The 23,160-nt window shown below is 41.7% G+C and carries 20 protein-coding genes and 1 pseudogene; 12 read left to right on the forward strand and 9 right to left on the reverse strand.

Features of this window, described 5'->3' with window-relative positions:
* Positions 1-47: 47 nt before the first annotated feature.
* The 5 genes from AAEU29_RS05700 to prmB form a co-directional block, all read right to left on the reverse strand.
* Positions 48-323: a YfcL family protein gene (locus AAEU29_RS05700; RefSeq protein ID WP_421972431.1), complete on the reverse strand. Its 276-nt coding sequence runs from the start codon at positions 321-323 to the stop codon at positions 48-50.
* Positions 324-1,451, reverse strand: a complete 1,128-nt coding sequence (locus tag AAEU29_RS05705) for an ATP-NAD kinase family protein (protein WP_372766924.1) — start codon at positions 1,449-1,451, stop codon at positions 324-326. It lies immediately after the preceding gene.
* Complete coding sequence (locus AAEU29_RS05710; protein WP_421972432.1) at positions 1,435-1,989, reverse strand: elongation factor P hydroxylase; 555 nt, start codon at positions 1,987-1,989, stop codon at positions 1,435-1,437. The genes AAEU29_RS05705 and AAEU29_RS05710 overlap by 17 nt, the downstream gene beginning before the upstream one ends.
* Before the next feature lie 86 nt (positions 1,990-2,075).
* Complete coding sequence (gene aroC / locus AAEU29_RS05715) at positions 2,076-3,176, reverse strand: chorismate synthase (protein ID WP_395389622.1); 1,101 nt, start codon at positions 3,174-3,176, stop codon at positions 2,076-2,078.
* A 77-nt stretch (positions 3,177-3,253) separates the two neighbouring features.
* Entirely contained in the window at positions 3,254-4,186 is a 933-nt protein-coding gene (gene prmB / locus AAEU29_RS05720) for a 50S ribosomal protein L3 N(5)-glutamine methyltransferase (RefSeq protein ID WP_421972433.1), read from the reverse strand.
* Positions 4,187-4,279: 93 nt separating this feature from the next.
* On the opposite strand from prmB, the gene smrB reads away from it, so the two are divergent.
* Positions 4,280-4,819 (forward strand): endonuclease SmrB, encoded by a 540-nt coding sequence (smrB, locus tag AAEU29_RS05725; protein ID WP_010560682.1) that lies wholly within the window; start codon positions 4,280-4,282, stop codon positions 4,817-4,819.
* A 46-nt stretch (positions 4,820-4,865) separates the two neighbouring features.
* Here the strand turns inward: smrB and sixA are convergent, their stop codons facing one another.
* The gene (sixA, locus tag AAEU29_RS05730) at positions 4,866-5,351 is read right to left on the reverse strand and encodes a phosphohistidine phosphatase SixA (RefSeq protein WP_421972434.1); all 486 of its coding nucleotides are present in this window, start codon (positions 5,349-5,351) and stop codon (positions 4,866-4,868) included.
* 198 nt (positions 5,352-5,549) lie between these two features.
* Here sixA and AAEU29_RS05735 point away from each other — a divergent pair, with 198 nt between their 5' ends.
* Entirely contained in the window at positions 5,550-8,285 is a 2,736-nt protein-coding gene (locus AAEU29_RS05735) for an insulinase family protein (protein WP_421972435.1), read from the forward strand.
* A 46-nt stretch (positions 8,286-8,331) separates the two neighbouring features.
* Positions 8,332-10,581, forward strand: a complete 2,250-nt coding sequence (locus AAEU29_RS05740; protein WP_421972436.1) for a sensor domain-containing protein — start codon at positions 8,332-8,334, stop codon at positions 10,579-10,581.
* 22 nt (positions 10,582-10,603) lie between these two features.
* Here the strand turns inward: AAEU29_RS05740 and AAEU29_RS05745 are convergent, their stop codons facing one another.
* The 3 genes and pseudogenes from AAEU29_RS05745 to fadI form a co-directional block, all read right to left on the reverse strand.
* Positions 10,604-10,807, reverse strand: a complete 204-nt coding sequence (locus AAEU29_RS05745) for a hypothetical protein (RefSeq protein ID WP_421972437.1) — start codon at positions 10,805-10,807, stop codon at positions 10,604-10,606.
* 100 nt (positions 10,808-10,907) lie between these two features.
* Positions 10,908-13,040 (reverse strand): annotated as a pseudogene (fadJ, locus tag AAEU29_RS05750) (fatty acid oxidation complex subunit alpha FadJ).
* Between the two features lies 1 nt (position 13,041).
* On the reverse strand, positions 13,042-14,352 hold the full coding sequence (gene fadI / locus AAEU29_RS05755) for an acetyl-CoA C-acyltransferase FadI (protein ID WP_421972438.1): 1,311 nt from the start codon (positions 14,350-14,352) through the stop codon (positions 13,042-13,044).
* 287 nt (positions 14,353-14,639) lie between these two features.
* Between fadI and AAEU29_RS05760 the strand changes: the two genes are divergently transcribed.
* From AAEU29_RS05760 to AAEU29_RS05800, 9 genes are all read left to right on the forward strand, one after another.
* Positions 14,640-14,843, forward strand: coding sequence for a hypothetical protein (locus AAEU29_RS05760; RefSeq protein WP_421972439.1), 204 nt, complete (start codon positions 14,640-14,642; stop codon positions 14,841-14,843).
* A gap of 215 nt (positions 14,844-15,058) precedes the next feature.
* The gene (locus AAEU29_RS05765) at positions 15,059-16,015 is read left to right on the forward strand and encodes an AAA family ATPase (protein ID WP_421972440.1); all 957 of its coding nucleotides are present in this window, start codon (positions 15,059-15,061) and stop codon (positions 16,013-16,015) included.
* 8 nt (positions 16,016-16,023) lie between these two features.
* Positions 16,024-16,956 carry a DUF58 domain-containing protein gene (locus AAEU29_RS05770; protein WP_421972441.1) on the forward strand — a complete coding sequence of 311 codons (933 nt, stop codon included), beginning with the start codon at positions 16,024-16,026 and terminating at the stop codon, positions 16,954-16,956.
* Positions 16,957-16,963: 7 nt separating this feature from the next.
* Entirely contained in the window at positions 16,964-17,425 is a 462-nt protein-coding gene (locus AAEU29_RS05775; RefSeq protein WP_421972442.1) for a DUF4381 domain-containing protein, read from the forward strand.
* Positions 17,418-18,398, forward strand: coding sequence for a vWA domain-containing protein (locus tag AAEU29_RS05780; protein ID WP_421972443.1), 981 nt, complete (start codon positions 17,418-17,420; stop codon positions 18,396-18,398). The genes AAEU29_RS05775 and AAEU29_RS05780 overlap by 8 nt, the downstream gene beginning before the upstream one ends.
* Positions 18,395-20,266, forward strand: coding sequence for a vWA domain-containing protein (locus tag AAEU29_RS05785; RefSeq protein WP_421972444.1), 1,872 nt, complete (start codon positions 18,395-18,397; stop codon positions 20,264-20,266). The genes AAEU29_RS05780 and AAEU29_RS05785 overlap by 4 nt, the downstream gene beginning before the upstream one ends.
* Positions 20,260-21,873 (forward strand): BatD family protein, encoded by a 1,614-nt coding sequence (locus tag AAEU29_RS05790; protein ID WP_421972445.1) that lies wholly within the window; start codon positions 20,260-20,262, stop codon positions 21,871-21,873. Before AAEU29_RS05785 ends, AAEU29_RS05790 begins: the two co-directional genes overlap by 7 nt.
* A 52-nt stretch (positions 21,874-21,925) precedes the next feature.
* On the forward strand, positions 21,926-22,438 hold the full coding sequence (locus tag AAEU29_RS05795) for a sigma-70 family RNA polymerase sigma factor (RefSeq protein ID WP_233430493.1): 513 nt from the start codon (positions 21,926-21,928) through the stop codon (positions 22,436-22,438).
* Positions 22,431-23,138, forward strand: coding sequence for a DUF3379 domain-containing protein (locus AAEU29_RS05800; RefSeq protein ID WP_421972446.1), 708 nt, complete (start codon positions 22,431-22,433; stop codon positions 23,136-23,138). Before AAEU29_RS05795 ends, AAEU29_RS05800 begins: the two co-directional genes overlap by 8 nt.
* Positions 23,139-23,160: the final 22 nt, after the last annotated feature.

A 23,160-nucleotide genomic window follows, 5' to 3' on the forward strand; every position in this document is an offset into this window, starting at 1 on the left:
AAGCAGCCATTGGCTGCTTTTTTTGATTTTGAAAATGCACAAAATACTTAAACAAGTTCTTTTACTTTTTCCCAAATCACAACCACATGATCGCGGTCTTCATCAGTTAGTTCGCCATTGCGATACGCTTTAACCAGTGATTTTTCGATTTTTTCGTTTAACTCATCACTACTTAAATCATCACCTTCAACTTGTGCGTAACCTACTTGCAAATCAAAGTGCCCACGTAAGTAACCACTTGCAAACAGTTCATCATCGGTCGCTGTTTCAACCAGTTTATCAAAGAACTCATTGGCCTTATCAACATACGCTAAAAATTGCATTTATTTTTCCTCTTCAAGGCCCACTGCATACATCACATGATCGTTGTATCCAGTTACCACTTTTATAAAACCTGATAGTTCATCATCTAACACGCTGTCGCCTGTGTCGCAAATAAGCGGACGGCCGTTAAGCGCTTGCAGTTTGCGTTTAGTTGCAACCACAATAATATTTTCTTTACCTACTTGGCGAATAAGTTCAGGGCTGAGCTGCTGATTACCACGACCAAAAATATGGCCTTGCCCACCAATTAAGGTGATCACAATTTTTGTTGGCTTACCCTTGGTTAAATCAATTAGCTGTTGTGCGGTGCAATCCGCGGCAATAACGTCTTGGTCGAGCACTACATCGACACCGAGTAAGGTGTTTTCAAGCCCCATTTCGTCCATAATTGCAGCAACGGTAGAGCCAGAACCCATAACATAATATTCGTCATCTTCCATTTCTGACACAACATAGGCCGATAAGTCAGCAAGTACTAACTCATCTGTTTCTTTGCCACCACTTTTTACTGCTTGCACATAGCGCAATTCGCTTGGCACCTGCATTTCACCATAGCGTTTAGCTTTAACAACCCCTTCGCGAAATGCCGATTCATCAATATCCATTACATCAGCATCTGAAAGCGTAACCAGCTCGCCATTTATCAGCATTTCAACAACGCGCCCTGCTGCTTTGGGGGTAATCGCATATACGCCAGAGTGAATTTTACAACCAGCAGGAATACCGAGTACGGTTGTATTATCACTAACCGCACTGCAAACATTGCGTGCTGTACCATCACCACCAGCAAATAAAATTAAATCAACGCCTTGTTCAATTAAGGTTTTAACCGTTAGCTCGGTATCAGCAGGTGATGTGCTCTCTCCTACTGTCAACACAACTTCGGTACTAAATCCCATTTCTTCAGCAAGAGTTTGACCCATTTTGCCACTTGGGGTAAATATTTGAATCTGTTCTTTATACGGCAAAAGCACTTCAAGTGCCGCTTGAGTGCGTTTGTGCGATTTTGGCTCTGCACCAAGGGCAAGCGCTTCTTCAGTAACATTATCACTGCCTTTTAGGCCAACACTGCCGCCTAAACCAGCAACAGGGTTGATAATAAGGCCTAGTTTAAACTGCTTCATCATTGATTAATTCATCCTGCCAAGTAAATTGTGCGCGTGTTAACGGGTATGGTGTGTGATAAAAATCACATAATGCCTTAATTAAGGTTTCCGTACGCTTATTAAACCCGCTCTCAAGTAACTCACATACCTTTTTGTAAACCTTACGCTGAAATGCAAAGCGACACGTTTGTGCGCCGTTTAAGTTATCTGCTGAGACATTAAAATTAAAGCCAGCTGCTACACTCAGTGCCCATTCAATGGCTTGTGGATGCACTTCCACTTTTTCAAATTCAGCTTGCTGCGCTTCATCACGCCCATCTGGGCAATACCAGTAACCGTAATCTTCTAATAAGCGTCTAGCGTCACCTGCCACTAACCAATGCGCCACTTCATGCAGGCCACTGGCATAATAACCATGGGCAAATTCAATGCGATGAAATGCTGTATTGTCATCTGCAGGCAGATAAATCGGCTCGCCATCGCCTTTCACTAAACGTGTGTTTAGGGTGCGCTCGAAACAGCCATTAAAGATGGAAATTAAATCTTGATAACGATGCATAACGATAGGTACAGCAAAAAATTGCTGGCATTTTAGCAAAAATAAAAAGGGGCTGAAATAGCCCCTTTTTTAAATATCTGCGGTAATTATTCCGCTTGCCCTGGAATTGGGCCAGGCTGCACATTGACATGCTTGTTTTGCCCTTGATGACGCAATAAGTGGTCCATCAAGGTGATTGCCAACATGGCCTCGGCAATTGGAATTGCACGAATTCCCACACACGGATCATGACGCCCTTTGGTGATCATCTCAACTGCTTCGTTTTGCGTATTAATGCTTTTACCTGGCACTGTAATGCTCGATGTTGGTTTAAGCGCAATAGATGCCACAATATCTTGCCCTGTTGAAATGCCCGCAAGTACACCGCCTGCGTGGTTTGAGGTAAAGCCTTCAGGGGTGATGGTATCGCGATGCTCTGAGCCTTTTTGCTCTATCACTTCAAAACCGTCACCAATTTCAACGCCTTTTACCGCGTTAATGCTCATCAGTGAATGGGCAATTTCAGCATCTAAACGATCAAACACTGGCTCACCTAAACCCACAGGTACATTCTTCGCAACCACAGTAACTTTGGCACCAATTGAATCACCTTCTTTTTTCAACGCGCGCATATATTCATCAAGCGCATCTAGCTTAGTGCTATCAGGGAAAAAGAATGGGTTTTCTTCAACCACAGACCAATCAAATTGCTCTGCTTTAATTGGCCCAAGTTGCGATAAACACGCATTAATTTCAACACCATGAAATTGTTTTAAATACTTTTTAGCAATTGCGCCTGCGGCAACACGAATGGCTGTTTCGCGTGCTGACGAGCGACCGCCACCACGGTAATCGCGAATGCCGTATTTGTGCCAGTAAGTATAATCACCATGACCTGGACGATACACATCAGCAATTTTTGAATAATCTTTTGAACGCTGATCGCCATTTTCGATAAGCAGGCCAATGCTCGTGCCTGTCGTTTTACCTTCAAAAATACCCGATAAAATTTTAACGGCATCTTCTTCGCGGCGCTGCGTGGTGTAACGACTTTGCCCAGGCTTTCGTCTGTCTAAATCGATTTGTAGGTCAGCTTCACAAATCTCCAACCCCGGCGGGCAGCCATCGACCACCCCACCCAGTGCAATACCATGGCTTTCGCCAAAGGTACTCACCTTAAATAATTGACCAATACTATTTCCGGCCATAACGTCTCATTTCCTCATTCCCAAATGGCAGCGTTGGTAGATACAGTGCCGCCAAACTGCGTTTTTTTACTTAGTGATTACCCTAAATGTGCAATTAAATCTTGTTTATTAATTGCAAACACACCTAAGCCGCCGTGTTTAAATTCAATCCACTCAAATGGCACGCCAGGATAAAGCGCTTCCATATGTACCATAGAATTACCCACTTCAACAAATAACCAACCGTTATCAGTTAGATGCTCTGCCGCTTCATTTAATAATGTACGAGTAACATCAAGGCCGTCTTCACCTGAGGCAAGGCCTAATTCAGGCTCATGATGGAATTCATCTGGCAAATCGCCCATGTCTTCGGCATCAACATACGGTGGATTCGCCACGATTAAATCGTATTTTTGGCCAGGCACACCCGAAAAAACGTCCGATTGAATTGGGAAAACACGATGGTTTAACTGGTAATTTGAGATATTAATATCCGCTACTTCTAATGCATCAAACGAAATATCAACCGCATCTACTTCGGCATTTTCAAACGCTTGTGCTAGAGCAATAGCAATACATGCCGAACCTGTGCACATATCTAAAATTCGGGTAACTTCTTGTTCTGGATCGAGCCAACTATCAAACTTTTTATTGATAAGTTCAGCAAACGGTGAACGCGGCACTAATACGCGCTCATCAACATAAAATGGTAGGCCTGCGAAATAAGCTTGATTAGTTAAGTAAGCAACTGGCACACGTTCATTAATGCGCGCCGCAATTAACGCCACCAGCGTTTCTTTTTCAGACGTGGTCAGCTTGCTGGTTGCAAGCTCTTTTGGCGCATCAACAGGTAAACTCAATGCTGGCATAATTAATTGTACAGCTTCATCCCACGGGTTATCCGAACCGTGACCAAAGAAAATACCTGACGCAGCAAACTGACTGGTCGTCCAACGTAACCAATCATTAATTGTATTAAGCTCTGTAACGGCTTCTGTTTGCATTGCCGAATCTAAAAATGCCTGTTCCATAATCAAGTTTCACTAGTGTTTAAAAGCACTATTGTAACGGTTTAAAGGCGCAATACTCTAGGTTTTTTACATATTTTTGGATACAATTGCGCCATGAAAAAAGATCACTCACTATCCGATGATGACATTGCCCTTTTTCGCAGTGAAATGTCTGGCTCAAAAAAAATAAGCCAAGATACTGTTCATTTTAAAAAAGCGCAAAAAGCACCTGAGCAAACTACCAACACTAAGGTAAAACAGCTCGATGCTGAATTTTATTTCTCGGATGAATACATTCCTGACATAGACACATCGGGTACCGTTAACTTTGTTAAACCTGGTGCGGATAGCTATTTAGCCAAACAATTGCGCCGTGGTGACTTTGCCCCTGAACTTATTTTAGATATGCATGGCATGAATAAAGAAACGGCAAAGCTGGAGTTAGCAGGCCTTATCAGTGCGTGTAAAAAGCGTCATTTACGCTGTGCATGCATTGTGACGGGTGTGGGTGAACGCGTATTAAAACACAAAGTGCCGCATTATTTAGTACAGCACCCTGATGTACTGGCTATTCATCAAGCACCGCTTGAATATGGTGGGCGTGGCGCGTTACTTATTTTAGTGGATATTCCAGAAGATCCGTTTTTCCGCTAATGTTTTTCAGCTAATAAAAAATGACTCCATTGAGTCATTTTTTGTTTTAAGAAGCTTTTTCATCAACATCCGGCAAATGCATGGCCACTAACTCAGCCAAACCTGATTCTTCATTATAGTGAATCTCGGCGACCGCCGCTGTTGCAAAAATTGGCATATTATCAGGACAAAATTGCTCAACGATGTAACTCACAATTGGCATATGAGCAACCAAAATCCAATTATTTAAATTAGGTTTGTAGCTCACCATTGCTTTAATTAATTCAGCGGCATTTTCGGCATCACCACTTGGAATAAAATCGTCAAAACTCTCTTGATAGCGAATGTTTTCTTGCTTTGCTGCAACAATTTCTGCTGTTTGCTTTGCACGTACATAAGTACTTGTTAAAACTGCATCAATTTTGCAATCTTGCTGCAGCTTGTTAGCCATCGACTGAGCTTCAAGGCGGCCTAAATCGGTCAACATTCTGCTTTCATCAGTCACAGTCAAAGACTGTGCTTGACCATGGCGCATAATAAAAATTTTCTTCATAACAATGCTCGTTGAAACAAAATCCGAAATCTACAAAAAATAACGACTTTGCTATAGCCAAATCTATGATATGTCCGCTATATTAGCTTTAAAGCAATAAAAACTCAGGTAGTTTTTTAGTTAAGCTGTGTTGCTTCCTGATCCACTCTAATCGCAATTAAACGCGATAACTCTTTCTTTTTAGATACGGAGCAAACATTGATTACCAGCAGCAATGATAGCAGAATTTATCAGTCCCTAAAACTGGACAATGGTCTAAAAATCCTTGTGATTGAAGACCGTGCCAGCGATAAATCTGCAGCTTCACTTACCGTAAATTGCGGCCACTTTGACGACCCAATTAATCGCCAAGGCTTAGCACATTTCTTAGAACATATGCTGTTTTTAGGTTCGGAAAAATACCCAGAGCCAGGGTCTTTCTCGCAGTTTCTTTCTCACCATGGCGGCAACTGTAATGCGTGGACAGGCACCGAGCATTCAAGTTATTTCTTCGAAGTACTTAACGACCATTTTTTGCAAGCGCTAGGGCAATTTGCCGATATTTTTCATGCGCCGCTTATTTTACCCTCTGCTTGCGAGAAAGAGCGCAATGCTATTGATGCAGAATTTAAATTAAAACTTAAAGACGATTCGCGTCGCATTTACCAAGTACACAAAGAAACCTGCAACAGTGCGCACCCGTTTGCTAAATTTTCAGTAGGTAATCACCAAACACTGAGTAATCAAAATGAGTGTATTAGCGAGGAGATCCGCGCCTTTTTCACTCAGCAATATCAAGCTCAAAATATGACATTAGTGGTTTCAAGCAATATGCCTTGTGAACTAATGCAAGTTAAAATTAAGCAGCTGTTTAGTTGTTTAAATGGCGACCCAAACAGTTTAAAACCTGCCGTTAGTGAACCGCTGTATTTACCAGAGCATATGCAAAAGTCGATTTTTATTGAGCCACACAAGCATATGCAAAAACTGATTGTGTCTTTTGCGCTGCCTAGTATTGATAACTTTTATCGTGAAAAAACTGTAAGCTTTATCGCCCATTTAATTGGCTATGAAGGCGTTGGGTCTTTGTATTCCTTGCTTAAAAAAGCAGGCTGGATCAACGGTCTTAGTGCAGGTGGCGGCATTAATGGTAGCAATTTTAAAGATTTTAATATTAGCATCGCACTAACCGATGAAGGCGAAAAGCACAAAACCGCCATTGTTGAATACCTATTTTGCTATCTACAACTGATCGCCCGTGCTGAAAATAATTTGTTAGAGCAGCTCTATCACGATAAAAAAGCCTTGATGGAAATTGCTTTTAACAATCAAGAAAAGTCTCGTGTACTGGATTGGGTTAATAGTTTAAGCGTCAATATGCACCACTATCCAGACGAGCATTTGATTTATGGTGATTACATCATGACGGGTTTTGAGCGCGTGCAATTTGATAAGGTGCTAGCACTATTAAATGCCCAAAACATGCGTTTGATTCACATTCACCCAAATGTGCCGACAGACTCTCAAGCGAAATGGTATGCAACACCTTATAGTGTTAGAAGTATACCATCACCGTGGCTTGCATCTCTTGAAAAAGTGGATGCCAGTGCTGTTGATTTATCACTACCGTCAACGAACCCCTATTTGGCTAAACCTGTTGTGTTACATGACATTGTGCACAAACATAAAACTCCTGAAAAACGCGTATCGAGCAACGAATTTGAATTTTGGTTTAAGCAAGATACCACCTTTAGAGTAGCCAAAGGCCATTTTTACCTAGCGCTAGACAGTAAAAAAACGGTTGAAAGCACCAAAAATATGGCGATGACGCGACTTTTTGCAGACTTATTTATGGATAAAGTCGCGGAGCAATTTTACCCTGCGGAATTAGCGGGCATAAATTACCAATTATCAGCTCACCAAGGCGGCTTAACGCTGCATACTTGGGGGTTAAGTGGCAATCAAATCGAGCTAGTCAATGAAATTCTTGATGAACTCTTGAATTGTAACTTTGATGCTATCCGTTTTTATGAATACCAACGACAACTAGTTAGGCATTGGCAAAATGGCAACCAAAATAAACCTGTAAGCCTGTTATTTTCAGAGCTAAGTGCGACGCTGTTGCCATGGAACCCAACCCCGTTAAAATTAGCTGAAGCAATTGAGCAAATCAGCTTCTGTGAATTTATTGAGTTTAGTAGCCATTTGTTTGAAGCAATACATTGCCAAACGCTAATGCATGGCAACTGGACACCAGCTGAAGCTGATAGTTGTATTGCCCTGTTACAACAAAAACTCTCTGGCAAAACGACAATTGCAGATTTAAATCGCCCTATCGTCACATTAGCGGCACCTGCGATGCAAACCCACGAAGTACCGCATCCTGACCATGCAATTGTGAGTTACTTTCAAGCCAATAATGATTCAATAAGTGAAAAAATCCGCTTGATGGCGCTTAATCATTTAATTAGCCAAGACTATTTTCATGATATGCGCACTGAAAAACAACTCGGCTACCTCGTAGGCTCTGGCTTTGCACCATTAAATAACCGTGCAGGTATTGCATTTTATATTCAGTCACCCGAGGTCACCTCGGATATTCTTATAGAACATAGCAACCACTTTTTGGCAAATTATCATCTTAAATTGAACACCATGGATGCAGATGATTGGGAGCAAGCCAAACAGGCCTTGATGATGCAAATTGTTGAAAAAGATAAAAACCTGCGTTTGAAATCGCAACGGTTTTGGCTCGCAATCGGCAACGGTGATGGTCAGTTTGATATGCAAGCGCAGCTAAAAACAGCATTATTGCAACTTAGTAAGGCGCAATTAGTTAGCTATAGCAAACACTTATTTGCTGAAAATAGCACACGTCTTGAACTAAAAACCGAAAAAAAGATGGTAAAACAAGCAACTAATTCCAAAACAGAGAAACAAGCTTTGACACGTTAGTAACAATCCCTTAGTGTAAGGGGGTTGTACTATATGTGTTAAGCCAATGCCCAATAAAATAATAAAAATAATTGCTGGGTTTACTGGTTTGTTTACTGCTTTTGCATGCTATGCACACCAACCCACATTGCTAGACTCCAAGCTGTTAATACCACTAACGCTCGCTACATTGAGTTTATTGGTTGCGCTTGTTGCTGTGCTGCGCCTACGAAAATCTCAAATCGAGCTTAAACACTCTGAACACCGCTTTAAAAACAGTATCTTAGCGAGTGGCGATGCGGTTTGGGATTGGCATATCAGTGAACATCGTTTGGAGCGCATGAATGATGGCTTGTTTAATGCCATTGACCATACACCAGATATACCACCTAACAAATCCAATATTCATCCTTCAGATATCGCAAACGTTGAAGACATTCTTAAAAAACACCTGTCTGGCGAAATTTCACACTTTGAAGCAAGTTATCGCGCGAAAGATGCTACGGGGAATTGGCGCTGGGTACTTGATAAAGGCCGCGTAATTGAAACTGATGCAAACCTTAAACCCGTGCGAATGATGGGTACGGTAAAAGACATAGGTTCTATCAAGCAAACACAAGAACGACTTAATTTATTGGCCAACTGTATTGAAAACTTATCCGATCCTATCGTTGTTTTTGATGCCAATTTTACCATCGTAGAAGTAAACAAAGCTTATTTAAACTATTTTGGTGGTAATGCAGCTAACCATATTGGTATGCCCTATCGTCTTCCTGGTCACGATAAACAACAAACTCAACAACTTTATAAAGCAATTCAAAAAACGCCGCACTGGCACAAAGAACTGACGCTGAGTAAAGACAAGCAAAATACCTTCTTTTCTTTATCAATTGACCGCATTGACGACAAGAAAAACAATTTACGCCATCACATTGCAGTTTATAACGATGTAACAGATAACAAACAAACCGAACTTGCACTGCAAAAACTCACCAATCGCGACCGTCTTACAGGTTTGCCAAATCGAAATCAATTTTTTACTAATATGAAGTCTCTGGTGAGCAGTAAGAATCGCCATGCTTTACTGGTATTTGATTTAGATAACTTTAAGAAAATTAACGATAGTTTAGGCCATCATGCAGGTGATATTTTGTTATGCCGCTTGGCCTCTCGTTTATCTAAGCGCACTCGTGAACGCGACCAGTTTTACCGTTTAGGTGGTGATGAGTTTGCATTAGTGATGCAAAATACCAATGATATTCATACTATCACGCAAGCTGCGAAAAACTTTTTGTCACTCATTGAAGCGCCGTTTCATATGTCAGGGCATGAGCTGGTAATTACCTCAAGTGTCGGCATTGTGCTTTTCCCAGAAGATGGCAATACGCCAGAGTTACTGCTTAAAAACGCCGATACCGCAATGTACCATGCCAAACAGCACGGTAACCGTTATCTCTTCTTCAACGATGCGATGAATCGCCAAGCAGTGAAACGCCTACAAATCGAAAATTTAATTCGTTATGGCTTAAAAGAAGATCATTTCAAAGTGTTCTACCAACCTAAAATAGACATTAACAGCGGTGAACTTGTTGGCATGGAAGCGCTTGTCCGTTTTATTACGCCTAATAAAGGCCTAATAAGCCCAGCGCAATTTATTCCGATTGCGGAAGAAACCGGTCAAATTGTAGAAGTTGGTGAAGTTGTGCTTGAAAAAGCATGTCGAGACGTTAAGGACTGGATAAACCGTGGTTTATTCGATGGTCGTGTAGCTGTAAACCTTTCTGCAAAGCAATTTATGCAGCCGGATCTCATTGGTAGTATAGATAAAATACTTAAACGTGAAGGACTTGCGTCGTATTACTTAGAACTCGAGATCACTGAAGGCACTATCATGGAAGATCCAAAAGATGCCATTCGCATTATGAATACCTTAAGTGCTCGCGGTATTCACCTCGCCATTGATGATTTTGGCACAGGTTATTCATCACTCGCATACCTTAAACAGTTCCCTCTTAATACGCTTAAGGTAGATAAAGCCTTTATTGACGATATGGGCAATGAAAAAGGTAAGAACATGGTCGATTCAATCGTGACAATTGCCCATAACCTCGGTTTATCTGTGGTTGCTGAGGGCGTTGAATACGAAGACCAAGTTGAACAATTAAAAGAACTTAATTGTGCCACGGTACAAGGATACTTTTACTCTAAACCACTGTCTCATGAACAGTTTGAGCAGTTCTTGTTAGAGCATTGTAAAAAAGCACACCAGCCACGCCGCGAAATAGAAAAAGAAGTAAAACTTAGCCTAGTGCAATAATTTTAAGCGCTAGGCAGTTCATTTATGCGCTGATGCGTGTGAAAACAAAGCCTAACGACTTTCTCAGTAACATTCGTTGTTTTACATTGATTACACTGTAAACCGCAGGCCCAGTTAATAAACCAGCAATCGCCCAACGCTTGCCAATTAAACCAAAGTGACCCGCCACAACAGCGCTCATGTAACCGTTAATAACCAATAAAACCAACAAATACCACAACATCATTTTTCTCATTGAATGAAAGGGGCGCTATAGTATAAAAAAAAGCTCAAATAATCGATGATTAATTGAGCTTTCAGGGTGAAATTTATACTAAATAATTAGACTAACTTACGCTTGCCTGCTCCGTATAAAACGCCTCTTTTGCTTCAGCCATAGCAACTAGTGGCTCACACGGTGTAAAGTGTTTATTTTGTTATGCAAATGTTGCTAAACGTGATGCGAGATGACCTGCACCTAACGAATCCATATAACTGAATGGGCCACCTAAGAACGGTGGGAAACCAATACCAAAGATTGCACCGATATCACCGTCACGGGCACTTGCGATAATGCCTTCATCTAAACAACGTGCTGCTTCATTAAGCATTTGTGCCACACAACGCTCAGCAATTTCTTCTTTGTTTAAACGTGGGTTTTTGCTAATGCCCAATAGTTCGTAAATCGACTCATCCACTTTTTTTTCTTTCTTATCGTAAACAAAAAAGCCTCGTCCACTTTTACGACCTAAACGACCTGCATCAATTAAACGTGAGAATGCATCTGGCGCTTTAAAACGCTCACCCAGCTCTTTTTCAAGAATTGGTGCAATTTTAGAGCCGATATCAATACCCACTTCATCAAGTAATGTCATCGGGCCTACCGGGAAACCGAACTCAACTAACGCTGCATCGATTTTCTCAATTGGCTCACCAGCAAGTAATAAGTTTGCTGCCTCGTTAACGTATGGCGCTAAAATACGGTTTACATAAAAACCGGCTTTGTCTTTAACCACAATCGGCGTTTTACCTTGCTTGCGCGCAAAATTAACAACGCGCGCAATGGTTTCTTTCGCTGTTTTCTCGTGAGGAATAATTTCCACTAGTGGCATTTTTTCAACTGGCGAGAAGTAGTGAAGACCAATTACGTTTTCAGGACGCGCAGCATTTTCAGCAATTTGCCCAATTGGCAGTGATGATGTATTCGATGCAAAAATGGTATTTTCATTACAATTTGCTTCGATATCAGCAACCATGCTTTGCTTCAGTTTTAAATCTTCAAATACCGCTTCAATGGCGATATCGGTATTTTCAAAACCTGCGTAATCAGTACCACCAGTAATACGAGCCATCTGAAGCTGTACTTCTGCTTTTGATAAAATACGACGCTTTTGCTTTTTATCTAGAATCTTAAAGCTATAGTTAAGTGCACCTGAAATGCCTTTATGTGCGATGTCTTTAACACGTACACGTGCACCGGCTTTACATGCACTCACATGTGCGATGCCAGCGCCCATTAAACCGCCGCCTAACACAGCAACATTTTCTGTTGGCTGAGATTGTTCGTTCCACTCTTTTTTCATTTCAGTGGTAGCAAAGAAAATACCGCGCAGTGCTTTTGATTCTTTACTCATTACCAGATCAGCAAACCCTTGTGCTTCAATTTCATAGCCTTTTGCAGGTGCCATTTCGGCAGCTGCACGAACAGCTTTGATGATTGCAAAGGGTGCTGGGTAATGCCCACTTGTTTTCTTCTCCACATTTTCAGTGGCTTTTTTGAAGATAATGTTGCGCCCAAATGGATTTGATTCAAGCAATTGAGACACTTTACCTAGCTTAGGCTTAATGCTCTTGCGTTTGCCTTTCACAGCAAACTTAAGCGCAACATCAAGTAACACACTGTTAGGTACAACGTCGTCAACCAAACCGGCTTTTTTAGCCTGCTTAGGGCGTACTTGTTTACCTGTAAGCATCCATTCAAGTGCTTTTTGAATTCCTACCAGTTTTGGTAAACGCTGCGTACCACCACCACCTGGTAGTAAACCAAGTTGTACTTCTGGTAAGCCTAACTTGGTATTGCTTGCATCACTTGCTACGCGGTAGTCACACGCCAGTGCAAACTCCAAACCACCACCAAGTGTTGCACCATTCATTGCTGCAACGGTTGGGAAAGGTAGTTTAACTAAATCAGCAAAAACGCTGTGGCACGTTTGTGATAAATACAGCGCATCATCGCGGGTCTTAGCGTTATCTAGCATTTTGATATCTGCACCTGCGATAAAGTTATCCGGCTTACCGCTGATAAACACCATACCTTTGATATTTTTTTCAATACCTTGCTTGATTACCGCATTAAGGTCATCAACAAAGCTATCGCGCAGGGTATTCATTTTCTCCCCTGCAACGTCAATGGTGACAATCGCAATGTTGTCATCATTCACTTTAAAATCAAAAACTGAGTTCGCTTGTTCAGCTGTCATACTATGCTCCCTCTAGAACAAATGCTGCACCTAAACCACCTGCAGCACATGCTGTTGTTAATGCAAGCCCACCGCCACGACGGTTTAATTCATTTAAGCTTTGCGTAATTAAACGAGCGCCTGTTGCTGCAAATGGGTGACCATAAGCAAGTGAACCACCGTTCACATTAAACTTATCCATATCGATTTCACCAATCGCTTTTGAACGACCTAACTTCTCTTGGGCAAATTTATCACAGCCAAACATCTTCATGTTGGCCAGTGCTTGTGCTGCGAATGCTTCGTGCATTTCAATTAAATCAAGATCTTGTAACGTGATGCCCGCTCTATCAAGTGCCATAGGTGTTGAGTGTGCAGGACCCATTAGCATATCTTCATGTACGTCAATTGCGCTAAACGCGAAGCTACGAATATAGCCTAGAATTGGGTAACCTAACGCTTTTGCTTTAGACTCACTCATCATTAATACTGCTGCCGCACCGTCAGTAAGTGGCGTTGCGTTTGCAGCCGTTACCGAACCATGTTGACGGTCAAATACCGGACGTAATTTGGCGTAGCTTTCAACCGTTGAGTTTTCACGAATATTGTTATCGCGATCGAGGAAACCTTTGTAAGGTGGTACGTGAGCGGTCATTACTTCATTTGTTAGTAAACCATCATTCCACGCTTTTGCAGCAAGAGTGTGAGAGCGATGCGCCATTGCATCTTGATCAGCTCGGCTAATATTATGGGTTTTCGCCATTTGCTCAGCAGTTTGGCCCATTGAAAGACCCGTTGAATATTCAGCAACCGCTGGCGGAACTGGCAGTAAATCTTTGAGACGTAATTTAGAAAGAATATTAAAGCGCTGACCGAAGGTACGTGCTTTATTTAAATCAACAAGGCTACCTGCTAATTTTTTGCTTACACCAATCGGTAATACAGATGATGAGTCCGCACCACCAGCAATACCCACATTTACCGAACCGGCGATAATTGATTCAGCAACGTTGGCAACTGCTTGGAAACTAGTTGCACACGCACGCGATACAGAATATGCATCTACCGATACTGGCATGCCAGTACCCAGTACAATTTCACGTGCAATGTTTGGTGCTTCTGGCATTTGAACAACCTGCCCGAAAACCAGCTGATCGATTTCATTTTTATCAAGATTCATGCGTTCAAGCATTTCATTTACAACCATCTTACCCATATCTAATGCAGGTACGTGGTGGAAGTAAGTTGCTTGCTTAGCAAATGGAGTTCTCAATCCGCTGACAACGGCAATACGGTCGCCTTTTGTTGTTTTTAGTATATTTTGTTCAGACATAGGTTGTTCCTCTGGTTACAGGTCTGACCTGTTATCAAGTTTATTGATTCTAAACAAGGTATCTTTGTTTGCCAATAGCAAAGCGTAAGTTTTTCCAATGCCACTCGCCTATTCGATTATGCGTCGTATCAAGCCAAGCTTAAGTGTAGTTCAAACACATTCGTTTATTTTTAACTGAATAACATTTAATCACAAATTAAAACAAAGGATTACGCTGGGTACCTATTTTTTAACCAACAAAGAAGTAACAATTTCCCCATTGAAAATCACGTTAGATGGAGAACGCTATGAAGCTAACTCAATACATTAAAATGGAGCTAGGCACGCAATGGACCGCTAACACTATTTCTGACCAAACCCAAGGTGCGCTCAGTAAACGTACAGCAAACAATTGGTATAATGGTGAGAAACGCCCAATTCTTGAACTTGTAATTGATGGTTTAAAATACCGTAAATTACAGCAGGAGCAAGGCAGCAACGAAGGCGCTTAACACGACCTTTGAAATAAGCCGAATCAATACATAATAAAAGCTGCACACTTGGTGCAGCTTTTTTTTGAACTTTTTCTTACCAACACCATCCTAGCTACACACGATTTTTCGGATACATTTATTAACTTAAGCGCTTGGCTTACAAGGCAGCTTAAGTATAATCTAGCGGTTAAGAACTATTTAAGCCAATTAAAACAATAAGGATAGCGACTAACATGGCGGTATCAGCGTTTGTTCAGCTACAAAATTATTTAGACAGCCAAATCATTGGCCAACCACAGCTTACTCAAGCATTATTATTAGCACTTTTAGCCGATGGCCATTTATTGGTAGAAGGCCCACCAGGGCTTGCGAAAACACGTGCGGTAAATGCCTTAGCAAAAGGTGTCGAAGGTAATTTCCAACGCGTACAATTTACCCCAGATTTATTGCCGGCAGATATCACAGGAACAGATATTTACCGCCAGCAAACGAGTGAATTTGTCTTTGAAGCAGGTCCGTTATTTCATAACCTTGTACTTGCCGATGAAATTAACCGTGCGCCAGCAAAAGTGCAATCAGCACTGTTAGAAGCCATGGCCGAAAGACAAATTACCGTGGGTAAAAAGACTTATCCATTACCTGATCTTTTCTTAGTAATGGCAACGCAAAACCCACTAGAACAAGAAGGCACCTACCCACTGCCAGAAGCTCAGCTCGACCGTTTCTTATTGCATCTCAATATTGATTACCCAGATGCACAAAATGAGCTAGCCATTTTGCGATTAACACGTGGCGAAGCGCTTGCTGAAGAACAGGTTAAAGCACCACAAATCTTACAAGAAACGCTGTTTGAATCGCGCAAGCAAGTGTTGTCTTTGCATTTATCAGAACCACTTGAGCGCTATCTTGTACAACTGATTATTGCAACGCGACAGGCTGAAAAATTAAGCCCTGAGCTAGGTAGCTGGATTGAATATGGCGCCAGCCCACGTGCAACAATTGCATTGGATCGCTGTGCCCGTGCCCATGCATGGCTTGCAGGCCGTGATTTTGTTGCACCCGAAGATATTCAAAGCGTATTTGCTAATGTGCTACGTCATCGCATTATTTTGTCTTATGAAGCGCAAGCCGATGGGGTAAGTAAAGACGATGTATTAGCAGAAATTATTGCACGTGTGGTCGCGCCTTAACATTTATTATGAACACACACTCTGCACAACTCGCTGAATTACAAAGTAATGGTGTGGCACTTTCACTCAATGAGTTAATGGCTTACCACAATAAAACCACTTTGCTTGAGTTATCGCCAAAGCGCAAAGTTAAGCACCCAAATGCGGGGCAATACTTAGCTCCGCACAAAGGACGTGGAATGGAATTTGCCGAGGTAAGGCATTACCAACCAGGTGATGATGTGCGCGCAATTGATTGGCGTGTAACTGCTCGCACTGGCATTGCGCATACAAAGCTATTTCAGGAAGAAAAAGAACGCCCTGTTTTTATCTTAACGGACTTTAGCGACAGTATGATCTTTGGCTCTCAGCTGCTTTTAAAATCTGTGCAAGCTGCACATTTAAGTGCACTGATTGCTTGGAGCGCGATTCAACGTGGTGACCGTGTTGGTGGTTTAGTGTTTAACCATAATGCCCATTGGGAACTCAAGCCGGCATCAAGACAAAGTGCTGTGCTTAAACTGTTTCATAACTTACAACTTGCGCATCAAGCGGCGCTTGAAAGTAAGCTTGATGGCGAATCGCAAACACTGAATGATCAACTAAATCGTTTAGTGCACTTGGCAAAACCAGGCTCGTTAGTGTACTTAATTTCTGATTTTCATCATTTAAGCGAGGATATGGCAAAGCAACTAATGCTGCTTACACGCCATTGCGAACTTATCGCCTGCCCTATTTTTGACCCGATGGAGCTATCGTTACCGAATGTGGGTGAGCAACTTACGCTCAAATCAGGTAACCGTCAGGCTAACCTTCCACTTGCCAATGCAAAGTTTCGTGAAAGCTATGCTACAAAAGCAAATGCCCAACAAACGTCGTTATTTCAATTATTACAAAAATCAGGCTTAGCGTTGATGCCATTTAGTGCTGCGCAGCCGATTGCTCAACAATTAAAGGGATAATGGTTAAATGGCAAACCCAACATCTCCGCTCGACAACTTACATGATGTTATCGCGCCAGCCACAGTAGCTTGGTGGCCGCTGTCACTGCCTGCATTTGCAATAATTATTGGCTTTTTATTGCTGTTGTTTGTTACTGGCTTTTTAGCTTATAAACGTTATCAATTGGCAAAAGCAAAACGACAAGCACTGCAAGAAAGTCAGTCTTATTTAACCTCTACCTTCGCAAATAGCCAAGCTTTGCATTTAATTTTAAAGCGCCTTGTAAAACACTATTACGGTATTGAGGCTGCAAATCAATTTGGTGAAAAATGGCAAAGCATTGTGTTAAAAACATCAAAAGTAAAATTAACACCAGAAGAGCTATCACGCTTATATCAAAGTGAGAGCAACCAACCAATTAATGATTTCCATCAGAAACTAGTCAAAGCAATAAAGCAATTTAAGGTGAAAGGAGCGTTAAATGTTTGAGTTTGCTTGGCCATTCGCTTTTTTATTATTGCCCTTGCCGTTTTTACTGCACAAATTACAAAAACATCAGCAAGTCGCCACTGTGCGTACAACTGCCCTTTACCATAATCCCATAGTGCAAACAGGCGATATTAAACAACCAGCACGTTTTTCAATTTGGCCTTGGCTAATTTGGTTATGTTTATGCATCGCCCTCGCTCATCCAAAATACTATGGCGAGCCCATTCAACTGCCTAATGAAGGCCGTGAAATTATGCTTGCTGTTGACTTATCCACCTCGATGCGTGAGCAAGATATGCAGTATCAAGGGCAATATATTGACAGATTATCTGTTGTAAAAGCCGTGCTTAACGAGTTTATTACAGCGCGCACAGGTGACCGATTAGGTTTAATTTTATTTGCCGATACCGCATTTTTACAAACCCCACTAACCCGCGATTTAACTACCGTTGCCCAAATGCTCGACGAAGCGCAAATAGGTTTAGTTGGTCAAGCAACCGCCATTGGTGATGCACTTGGCCTTGCCGTTAAGCGCTTTGCCCTTAAAGATGATAGTAATCGCATACTTATCTTGTTAACTGATGGTCAAAATACTGCGGGTAATCTGGCACCCGATGAAGCACTTATTCTTGCAAAAGATGCGGGCATAAAGGTGTACACTGTCGGTGTGGGTGCGGATAGTCAATCGAACTTTTTTGGCTTTCAGATGCAGCGTGGCAGCGCCCTAGATGAAAGCTTATTAACCGAAATAGCTCGCGAAACCGGTGGTCAGTACTTTCGTGCAACGGATGTAGCAAGTTTGCAACGTATTTATCAAATGCTCGACCAGCTTGAGCCAATTAGCGACAACAGCGAAACCGTTCGCCAGCAAACTGCATTATTCTATATCCCGTTATTTACCGCGGTGTTGTTATTGTTTTTACAAACCTTAGTGAATAGTTTTAAAACGCTACTATCAAGGAGAGGCGCATGACACTTGAATTTATTCGCCCTGAAGCATTTTATTTAATGCCCTTTGTTGTTTTAGTTATCGTTTTGCAATTGCTAAAAAAACGTAAACATATTGCCAGTAGTCCCATTGCACCTCATCTTGCCCAATTTTTACTTGATGGTGAGAGCAAACAAACTAAAACCAATGCTGTGTGGCTCAGTTTATTTTTAATAGTAAGTGTATGCGCTCTTGCTGGCCCTAGTTGGCAATCACAACCCCTGCCCGTTTATAAAAGTAAACATGCACGCGTTATTGTAATGGACATGTCGCGCTCAATGTACAGCCAAGACATTAAACCAAATCGTTTAACACAAGCGCGCTTTAAAGCACTTACACTGACTGACATTTTAAAAGAAAGCGATTTAGCCTTAGTTGCTTATAGCAATGATGCCTACACCATTTCGCCTTTAACCTCAGACCATCAAACACTGGCCAACTTAATCCCTAGCCTAAGCCCTGAAATTATGCCAGTTCCCGGCAGTAATGCCTTTGCAGGTATCACACTAGCGGTTGATTTACTCACGCAGGCCAATGTCAGCAATGGCGAAATCTATTGGATTACCGATGGTATTGATGATTTTGAAGAAAGCCGTGATATCGAAAAGCTCGTTAAGCAACATAACATTAAACTTAATATTTATACTGTAGCCACCGAACACGGTGCACCGATCCAATTACCTGACGAAGGCTTTTTAAAAGATAACCATGGCCAAATTGTTATTCCAAAAGCCAACTTCAGCTTATTGCAGCAACTGGCAGCAAATAGCGATGGTAAATTTAATTATTATCAAGTGAGCGATGCTGATTTATCCCTCTTTAAACCATCATCTACTAATACAGATGATGTTATTAAGCGGGAGCAAACTAGTGAACAGCCGATTGATGGCGGTATTTATTTAGTATTTTTATTAATTCCACTGGCCTTTATGATGTTAAAGCAGCAGCCTAAATTTTTACTGGGTTTATGCTGTTTCGTGCTGTTTAAACCTGAGTTGAGTTACGCATTTTCACTGCCCACTTGGCTACTAAATGACGAGCAAAAAGCGCATCAGGCTTATCAACAACAAAATTACGAAGCGGCAACAAAATCAACGACCGCCAGTCTTTCAGGCTCAGCTCTATATCAACAAGGTGATTTTGAAAATGCGCTGACTAAGTTCAAGCAAGATAACAGCGCACAGGGCCTTTATAACCAAGGAAACGCCCTTGCTAAACTAAATCGTTTTGATGAAGCAATAGAGGCTTACAAAAAAGCCCTTGAAAAACAGCCTGAGTTTAAAGAAGCAGAAGAAAATAAAGCGCTGTTGGAAGATTTAAAGCAACAGCAACAAAATCAACAACAGCAAAATGGTGATGATCAACAAAAGAGCGATGAGCAGCAGCAAAGCGATCAAAACCAGCAGCAAGGCGAGCAATCGGGTGAACAATCGCAGCAGCAAAACCAACAAGAACAAAATCAATCGCAGCAACAAGGCCAACAAGATAAAAACAGCGAAGAGAGTAAAAATGGCAGTGATTCTTCGCAGCAAAACAGCAATCAACCAGAAATGAAAGCAGACTCAGAAGAAGCTAAAAGCAATGAGCCTAAGCAAGCGCCCGAGACCCAAGCAGAGCCGCAAGAACAATCAGGTGATGAACAACAAGCGCCACAGCAACCGCTTTCAGAGCAACAGGCTAATCAGGCACCTGAATTAACCCCTGAAGAGAAAGAACAAGTACAAATCATTAACCAACTACTAAGAAAGGTACCGGACGATCCGGCCATCTTGTTACGCAATAAAATGAAATTAGAAAGTCAAAAAAGATATCGTCAGCGCATCCAGCAACAAGGAGTTGAGAAGTCATGGTAAGTCGCATAGTTGTATTAATTTGCCTCGTTTTACTGCCATTGCAAGCTGTCGCAGCACTGAGCGCCAGTGTTGATCGAAACCCTGTGCTCGCAGGTGAGTTTTTTAATTTAACCATTCGCGCAGACCAAAATGTCAAAGGTGAACAACCCGATACCTCCGCACTACTTAAAGACTTTGTGGTTGGCCCCACGTCTGTACGAAGTAACACCAGTATTATTAATGGCCAAGTAAACCATACAACGCAGTGGCAAGTTGAACTAATGGCGCGTAATCCAGGTGATTACACAATACCCAGCTTTGCTGTTGCGAATATGCAATCAAGCCCGATTACTGTGAAAGTGGTTGCCGCTTCCAATGCTGATACACAAAGCAAGGATGTGTATATTGAAACTAGTATGGAAAACAGCGAATTGTATGTGCAGCAAGCAGGTGTTTACACAGTAAAACTGTTTTTAGCCAATGACCTAACCGAAGGCCAACTCGGCTCACCTGAATTAGAGAATGCCAATGTTTCTCAACTAGGAAAACAAAAAGAAAGTTATGAAATTATTGATGGTATTCGCTATTTAATCATTGAACGAAACTACCTTATTCAGCCGCAAAAAAGCGGAAAGTACACTATCAAATCGCCTTATTTTAAAGGCCGTATTCGCGATAATTACCGAACCCGTGCGGCAAGTGCTATTGGCCGAGATGTTCAGCTGACTATCAAATCGATTCCAGAAAATATTTCCGGCAACTGGCTACCGAGTGAATTAGTCACATTAAATGAAGAGTGGCAACCTGAAAAACAAAGCTATCAAATTGGCGAACCCATTACCCGCACCATAACCATGACTGCGCTCGGCATCACCAAAGAGCAACTACCAGAAATCAATTTACCAAGCATTAATGGTGTGCGCAGTTATTCAGACCAAGCTGAAACCAATAACCTTGTAAGAAATGGCAAAGTGATTTCACAAAAAGTAGAGTCATTTGCACTTATGCCGCAAACGCCTGGCACTTACATATTACCTGAAGTGCGTGTGCCTTGGTTTAATGTAATTACTAATCGAATTGAATACGCGACACTACCAACAAGGGAATTAACCGTCGTTGGCGATCCAAACTTTGTACAGCCAACTATCACAGCACCACAAGTGAATAACGCACCAATCAGTGACATTAAAGAAGACTCCGTTACCACACGCGTTGAAACGCCAATTTATTACTGGCCGTTAATGATTCTGGGTTACGCACTTTGGCTAATCACACTGCTTATAATGTGGTTTAAACGCAAGCCAGTAGCTACTTTAGCAAAAACTGATAAAGAGTACGTACCACGTACAAATCCACTGCCAGCGTTACAAACCGCAGTAAAAGAAAATAATCAGCGAGCGTTCTATCATCAACTGGTTACACTTTGCAAGTTACATACAGGCAGCGCAGATTTAACTAAACTTAATACCGTCATAAATAATCCGCAATTTGCAGAAGCGATTAATCACTTACAGGCAAATCTTTATGCAGGTAAGAATCACACTGTTGATCTTAAATTTATCTATCAGCAGTTAAATAATTTAAATAAAAAACCTAAAAGTGAGAATGAGTTAACCCAGCTCTACTAAAATAGTTTCAATGTTCGGAAAGAAAAAACAACAACGTCAGGTCTTAATTGACATGGCAGATAAACAAAAACGATATGAAGCTTTAGTGAATGTGTATCACAAAGAGCTATACCGCTTCGCATACTGGTTAGCAGGTGACCCGACGGTGGCCGAAGACCTGGTGCAAGAAACTTTTTTAAGGGCTTGGCGCTCGCTTGATTCACTTCTCGACCAGCAAGCAGCTAAAGCATGGTTAATTACGATTTTGCGTCGTGAGAATGCACGCCGTTTTGAGCGTAAACAATTTGATTACAGCGATGTTGAGCAAGATACGCTATGCGATACACAAACCCTCGATATGGAACAAAACGCTGAGCGCTCACAGCTACAAAAACGCATTATGCAGCTGGATGAAGAGTATCGCGAACCTCTACTTTTGCAAGTAGTAATGGGGTTTAGTGGTGATGAAATCGCATCCATTTTATCACTTAACAAAAATACGGTAATGACTCGGCTTTTCCGTGCTCGCAACCAACTGAAAGACAATTTACAACCAAGTTTACAAAGGGGGATCAACAATGGATGAATTAGAATTACGACGTCGTTTATATGCTGATCCTAATACCAGCGATAAAGACGTACTTAATGCGCTCGAATCAGACCCAGATGCACACGCATTTAGTAAAGAGCTAAAAGCACTCGACAATGATATTGAGCATGCGCTTAATGTCCCTGTGCCTGAAAACTTAGCTGAGCGTTTAGTGTTAAATCAGTCATTGCATGCATTTCAAACTCAGCGTAAAAAAACACGCATCCATTTAGCACTAGCGGCATCGGTAGCGTTTTTATTTGGCGTGTCGTTTACTTATTTGAATATGGGTGCACCGCTCAACTTAGAGCAGCATGCACTTGCTCATGTTTACCATGAGCCGAGCTCGCTTACTAATGTAAATCACAGCTTTAGTTTGCAAGAAGTAAACGCCAAGCTTGCAAGTTTTGGCGGTAACTTTAGCGAATTACCAAACCAAGTAAGCTACCTAACCTTTTGTGACTTTAAAGGGCAAAAGAGCCTGCACTTGGTGTTTCAAACAGAGCAAGGCCCGATGACACTGTTTATTGTGCCAAGTAAAAATCAGTATCGAACTGAGTCTTATTTTTCGGATGAGGCATTTGACGGTGCAACTTACCAAGGCCATAAGGCTAATCTAATTTTGCTCGGCGAAAAAGGACAAGCACTCTCGCCATATAATGAGAAATTACAAAATTCACTGCAATGGCGCATTTAATAAAAATAGTTAATAACTTAAA

Origin of the sequence: Pseudoalteromonas aquimarina, assembly GCF_049257255.1 — a bacterium.
Classification (GTDB): domain Bacteria; phylum Pseudomonadota; class Gammaproteobacteria; order Enterobacterales; family Alteromonadaceae; genus Pseudoalteromonas.

Excerpts from the sequence above, each read along its gene's own strand:
- AAEU29_RS05780 (WP_421972443.1), top strand. The coding sequence starts at position 17,418 with ATGTTTGAGTTTGCTTGGCCATTCGCTTTTTTATTATTGCCCTTGCCG.
- AAEU29_RS05770 (WP_421972441.1), top strand. The coding sequence starts at position 16,024 with ATGAACACACACTCTGCACAACTCGCTGAATTACAAAGTAATGGTGTG.
- AAEU29_RS05710 (WP_421972432.1), bottom strand. The coding sequence starts at position 1,989 with ATGCATCGTTATCAAGATTTAATTTCCATCTTTAATGGCTGTTTCGAG.
- AAEU29_RS05800 (WP_421972446.1), top strand. The coding sequence starts at position 22,431 with ATGGATGAATTAGAATTACGACGTCGTTTATATGCTGATCCTAATACC.
- AAEU29_RS05765 (WP_421972440.1), top strand. The coding sequence starts at position 15,059 with ATGGCGGTATCAGCGTTTGTTCAGCTACAAAATTATTTAGACAGCCAA.
- prmB (WP_421972433.1), bottom strand. The coding sequence starts at position 4,186 with ATGGAACAGGCATTTTTAGATTCGGCAATGCAAACAGAAGCCGTTACA.
- aroC (WP_395389622.1), bottom strand. The coding sequence starts at position 3,176 with ATGGCCGGAAATAGTATTGGTCAATTATTTAAGGTGAGTACCTTTGGC.
- AAEU29_RS05700 (WP_421972431.1), bottom strand. The coding sequence starts at position 323 with ATGCAATTTTTAGCGTATGTTGATAAGGCCAATGAGTTCTTTGATAAA.
- AAEU29_RS05760 (WP_421972439.1), top strand. The coding sequence starts at position 14,640 with ATGAAGCTAACTCAATACATTAAAATGGAGCTAGGCACGCAATGGACC.
- fadI (WP_421972438.1), bottom strand. The coding sequence starts at position 14,352 with ATGTCTGAACAAAATATACTAAAAACAACAAAAGGCGACCGTATTGCC.
- sixA (WP_421972434.1), bottom strand. The coding sequence starts at position 5,351 with ATGAAGAAAATTTTTATTATGCGCCATGGTCAAGCACAGTCTTTGACT.
- AAEU29_RS05775 (WP_421972442.1), top strand. The coding sequence starts at position 16,964 with ATGGCAAACCCAACATCTCCGCTCGACAACTTACATGATGTTATCGCG.
- AAEU29_RS05745 (WP_421972437.1), bottom strand. The coding sequence starts at position 10,807 with ATGATGTTGTGGTATTTGTTGGTTTTATTGGTTATTAACGGTTACATG.
- AAEU29_RS05785 (WP_421972444.1), top strand. The coding sequence starts at position 18,395 with ATGACACTTGAATTTATTCGCCCTGAAGCATTTTATTTAATGCCCTTT.
- smrB (WP_010560682.1), top strand. The coding sequence starts at position 4,280 with ATGAAAAAAGATCACTCACTATCCGATGATGACATTGCCCTTTTTCGC.
- AAEU29_RS05740 (WP_421972436.1), top strand. The coding sequence starts at position 8,332 with ATGCCCAATAAAATAATAAAAATAATTGCTGGGTTTACTGGTTTGTTT.
- AAEU29_RS05795 (WP_233430493.1), top strand. The coding sequence starts at position 21,926 with ATGGCAGATAAACAAAAACGATATGAAGCTTTAGTGAATGTGTATCAC.
- AAEU29_RS05790 (WP_421972445.1), top strand. The coding sequence starts at position 20,260 with ATGGTAAGTCGCATAGTTGTATTAATTTGCCTCGTTTTACTGCCATTG.
- AAEU29_RS05705 (WP_372766924.1), bottom strand. The coding sequence starts at position 1,451 with ATGATGAAGCAGTTTAAACTAGGCCTTATTATCAACCCTGTTGCTGGT.